Origin of the sequence: Paenibacillus sinensis (assembly GCF_019904155.1) — a bacterium.
Taxonomy (GTDB): Bacteria; Bacillota; Bacilli; order Paenibacillales; family Paenibacillaceae; genus Paenibacillus_AQ; species Paenibacillus_AQ sinensis.
In genome coordinates this window covers 1-873 of record NZ_JAHCMB010000102.1, presented here as the reverse complement: position 1 = coordinate 873, position 873 = coordinate 1, and the positions used below count along the sequence as shown (strand labels likewise).

Here is an 873-nt window from a genome sequence, read left to right as displayed (position 1 = left end):
GGACACGGCCAGCATTGAGCAAACCCTGCGGGACTTTGCGCTGCATCACGAGCGATCTTATAACCGGTCTGTCGGGTTTGTGGAGCGTATGGAGCAGCAGCGCAGCGGCATGCTGCACAAGGGAGGGCGTGATGTTTAAGTGGATTAAGAGCCATAAGAGCCTTACTGTAACTGTGATCTTGACTGCAATCGAGGCGGTATTTTGGGGGTGGGCGTTTCCTGGCGCATCATCAGGGGCAGCTAATCAGATCAAGCAGCGGATACTTGCAGATCCAGACATACATGCAGTAGTCTCCAGGATCGTGCACGACCTGGGGACTCAAGCGGGCAATCTCATAATGTCCTATGTACTGTTGCTGCTGTTGCCAATCGCGGGATATGCCTATATGGTGGTGATCGGTTGTTACCGTCTTTTTAAAATAATAAAGCAAGAGATTTACAAGAAAAAGGAAAACAAAGGTATAAACATGCAAAAAAACGAGAACGTAGGCTCTATATAGAACCTAAGATCGACATTTTTTGGACAATAACGCAAAAAGCCCTAGTCATAATCTAGTGAATCGTGGTAATATTTTCACATCGGAAATATAAAAGGCCACGTTTCACACGGCTAGGGTCTACCAAACCCTAAGCTGTTGCACCGATCTACGACATCGGCGAAACAGGCGCGCTAAAACATGGCTCTATGCCTTCATTGTACTGGATTTTTCAGCCGGAATCAATGATAAAACAGACATGTTACGGCCCTCCTGTATCCCTTTGTGGGATCGGGAGGGCCTTTTTGATTTTCTGGGCTTACATACAAGGCAGACACAACCAGGACAAGCCAAAAGGCTCTGCTCTCTCTTTTTTTAAAAGTAGAGGGTCGGGGGC

1 protein-coding gene is annotated in these 873 nt (G+C 47.3%); it reads left to right on the top strand.

Annotation, left to right across the window (positions count from 1 at the left end; all coding sequences use genetic code 11):
* Positions 1 to 131: 131 nt before the first annotated feature.
* Positions 132 to 500, top strand: a complete 369-nt coding sequence (locus KIH86_RS10725; protein WP_223110464.1) for a hypothetical protein — start codon at positions 132 to 134, stop codon at positions 498 to 500.
* The last annotated feature ends 373 nt before the right edge of the window (positions 501 to 873 follow it).